The organism is Chryseobacterium endophyticum (genome assembly GCF_056333165.1).
In genome coordinates, this window is the sequence record NZ_JBWGXE010000021.1 from 1 (window position 1) to 3161 (window position 3161).

Annotated in this window: 4 protein-coding genes and 1 pseudogene; 2 read left to right on the top strand and 3 right to left on the bottom strand. The window is 41.6% G+C overall.

The features are described 5' to 3' along the window. From AC0N32_RS19685 to AC0N32_RS19695, 3 genes are all read right to left on the bottom strand, one after another. Positions 1 to 1842 (bottom strand): TraG family conjugative transposon ATPase (locus AC0N32_RS19685; RefSeq protein ID WP_476395534.1); only part of this gene is annotated, 1842 nt, incomplete at its 3' end. After that, positions 1839 to 2171: a DUF4133 domain-containing protein gene (locus AC0N32_RS19690; RefSeq protein ID WP_476395535.1), complete on the bottom strand. Its 333-nt coding sequence runs from the start codon at positions 2169 to 2171 to the stop codon at positions 1839 to 1841. The genes AC0N32_RS19690 and AC0N32_RS19685, both read right to left, overlap by 4 nt. A gap of 11 nt (positions 2172 to 2182) precedes the next feature. Beyond that, positions 2183 to 2488 carry a DUF4134 domain-containing protein gene (locus tag AC0N32_RS19695; protein WP_476395536.1) on the bottom strand — a complete coding sequence of 102 codons (306 nt, stop codon included), beginning with the start codon at positions 2486 to 2488 and terminating at the stop codon, positions 2183 to 2185. A gap of 283 nt (positions 2489 to 2771) precedes the next feature. On the opposite strand from AC0N32_RS19695, the gene AC0N32_RS19700 reads away from it, so the two are divergent. Both AC0N32_RS19700 and AC0N32_RS19705 read left to right on the top strand, forming a co-directional pair. Beyond that, entirely contained in the window at positions 2772 to 2855 is an 84-nt protein-coding gene (locus AC0N32_RS19700) for a hypothetical protein (RefSeq protein ID WP_476395537.1), read from the top strand. 209 nt (positions 2856 to 3064) lie between these two features. Next, positions 3065 to 3161, top strand: a pseudogene (locus AC0N32_RS19705) (PDDEXK nuclease domain-containing protein); the annotation flags it as partial.

Below are 3161 nucleotides of genomic sequence, written 5' to 3' on the forward strand. Positions count from 1 at the left end.
CAGATAGTCATATTCACCTCCTCTGTAATAGGGTTCCAGCACATTGAGAAAGTTGGCAAGATCGAAGTCCTTTTCCCGGACTTTCTTTTGTTCCAGAACTTTCTGGTAGTCATCTTTTACGTACTCATAGAATCCATTGAATGAAGGATGCTGATTATCAGACTTGATCTTTTCAATATATCCGCTGACTGCATTGGATAAGGCTACCTCTTCCGAACGGGTTGGTGGTTCATCATCCCTTTTCCATAAAGTAAGGATCAAGGTCTTGATGCTCTCTCTTTTTTCAATGTCAAAGACACCGTCGTCGGTATAGAATGGATTGAAAGCAATGGGATTGTCCTCGGTATAGGTAAAGTAGACGCCGTCCTCACCTTTTGTCTTGCCTTTGATCAGCTCGCACAATCCCTGGTAGGAATTTCCGGTATCGACCAAGAGTACGTGAGCGCCCTGCTCATAATACTGTCTCACCATGTGGTTCGTGAAAAATGATTTTCCACTACCTGAAGGTCCCAAAATAAACTTGTTGCGGTTGGTAATGATTCCCTGTTTCATCGGAAGATCGGAGATATCCAGATGGATGGGTTTTCCAGTCAGTCTGTCGGCCATTTTAATCCCGAATGGTGAAGGAGAATTGTGGTAATTGGTTTCCTCCGTGAAGAAACACAGGGCAGGTTCGATGAAGGTATAGAAGCTTTCTTCACTTGGAAAATCACCTGCATTGCCCGGGATCCCTGCCCAGTATAAGGTCGCTGTGTCCGTTGTATTGTGTCTGGGCTTGCATTCCATCAATGCCAATGCACTTCCTGTATCATTCTTCAGCTGTTTTAATTCTGAAGGACTGTCTGACCACGACATCACGTTGAAATGGGCGCGGATGGATTGGAGACCGTAGGAATGGGCTTCATTGAGGTATTTCTCGATCCATTCCTTGTTGATCTGGTTTGCCCTGCTATACCTAGCCAACGAATGCATATTTCTGGCAGACTTTTCAAACTTGGATAGATTCTCATCGCTGTCGTCAATGAACAGATACTGATTGTAAATGTGATTGCAGCTGAGCAGAAGTCCTACCGGCGAGGCAAAAGATAATAGGCAGTCACTTCTGTCAGTGCTGAGCTTTTCATATCGGCTGTGTGATGAGACAGTGCCTGGCAGATCATCGGTATCGGATAAAGTATGCATACTGATCCTGTTATTACCGATACGCATTTCTTCAGCTCCAAGCTTGATATCCTGTAAAGAAGGATTGGTTTCTCTCGACAAAGTCAGGTACTGTTCCAATATCCCAGACTGCTTGGCGGTGCCTGAGATCTCATCTTCGGTCATCCGTTCCAGATGGACATAACCGCTGTCATTCATAATCCTTTCAAACTGATCGACAGCTTCCAAAAAGCGGCTGATCACCTCTCGGTCTTTGATCTCTTTTGGAATGAGCTTGCCTTTACATAATGATGAAAAGTTGCTCTGCATCCGCATTCTCTCCTTACTGGTTTTCGTGATGAACAGATAACAGTAATGGTTTAAAAAGGGTCGCTCATTGAAATGACTTTCAAATGATTTTGAAAGAAAACTCTGATCTTCTCTTGAGAGGTCAGGGTTATATTTCTCTTTAATAAACCAGTCCTGTTTGTGTATGACTGTAAAATCAGGCAGGGTCTTGATAGCCTTGAACCATGCTGAATGGATGGCTTCATATTCTGCTGATGCTACCGTAAAGAGCTCTGGAAGTCTGACCTTAAAGGAGACCGTGACATCTGCGTCTTTTGAAATGATGCAGTCGTTCTCAATCGCAAGCAATGGAAATTTACTCTCCAGCGTTGCTGCTTTGGAGGTATTTCTCATGATGCGTTGCTTTTAGGTTTGATTTTCAGATAGCGGTAGATGCATTTTCGGCTGATGATATATTTGGGATGTTTTTTACGGGCTCCTAATTTCATCAGGCCATGCTCGCCGTATTTTCGATTCAGTAAGAAGGTTTGCCAGATTAATAATGCACTACTGGCTCCACCGAATGCCAGACAGAAATAAGTATTGACTCCCGCCATGTACATGATCATCAAGCATACGAGTATTCCTAACAGTCCTCCTGCAAAAATGAACAGGTACTGTGCTTTTAATCCTTTGAACTCTACCGTCCTTCCGATGCCTTTGTTGATATGATACGTATTCATAGTAACAAAATTTAGAGGAAGAATGAGCGGAGGATCGTTGCTGCGACAATCAGAAAGATACACGCACCGAACCAGCTGGCAGCAGTCTTGCTCGTATCGGGATCACCACTGCTGAACTTATTGTAGACTTTCACTCCGCCTATCAGTCCGACGACTGCCCCGATGGCATAGATTAGCTGAGTAGCCGGTTCAAAATAGGACGTCACCATCTGCGTGGCCTCATTGATCCCGGCGGTACCGTTACCCTGGGCAAAGGCTCCCGTTACTGCTAAAAAAGTCAGACCAAATAGCAATACTTTTTTTCTTTGTTTTCTCATAATTAAACATCAATTTTATTTGGTGTACCGCACTTTGCGGAACTATGAGACAAAGGTGCCGGAGCTCTCGATTTTTTTTGATGTAATGGATTAATGAGGAATAATTTGGCTGTTAACTGATACATAACCTGAGGGTGTTCGCTTACAAATTATTGTAAATTTGCAGGGACTTTCAAAAGGGAATTATGGATAAAAGATTCATGAATATTATTGAACCCATCAAGCAGTCTCGTAACAATGCATCAAAGCAGTCAATTCTGAATTAATCAATTTATATTGGAATATTGGTGCTTATATCAGTAATAAAGTTGAATTGAGCGAATGGGCACAGTCAGTGGTAAAGGAAATCTCAATATATTCAAAGTAATTAACCAGATATAAAAGGTTTTCAGATTAGAACCTTTGGAGAATGAAACAGTTTTATGAATCCTATAAAGAATTTCCAAAACTCTCAACACTGTTGAGAGAATCTAATGCCGATATTGCAAATACCTTCAAAGACAGCTATATTTTTGATTGTTAAATTTACCGGAAACTTTTAATGAAAGTGATCTTCAAAAAGGTCTTATTCAGCAAATGAAGAGTTTCATTCTGTGGAAAATGAAAGGATTTTCTTTTATCAGCGAAGAGTACAAAGTGCAGGTAGGAAATTCAGATCTTTATATTGATCTTC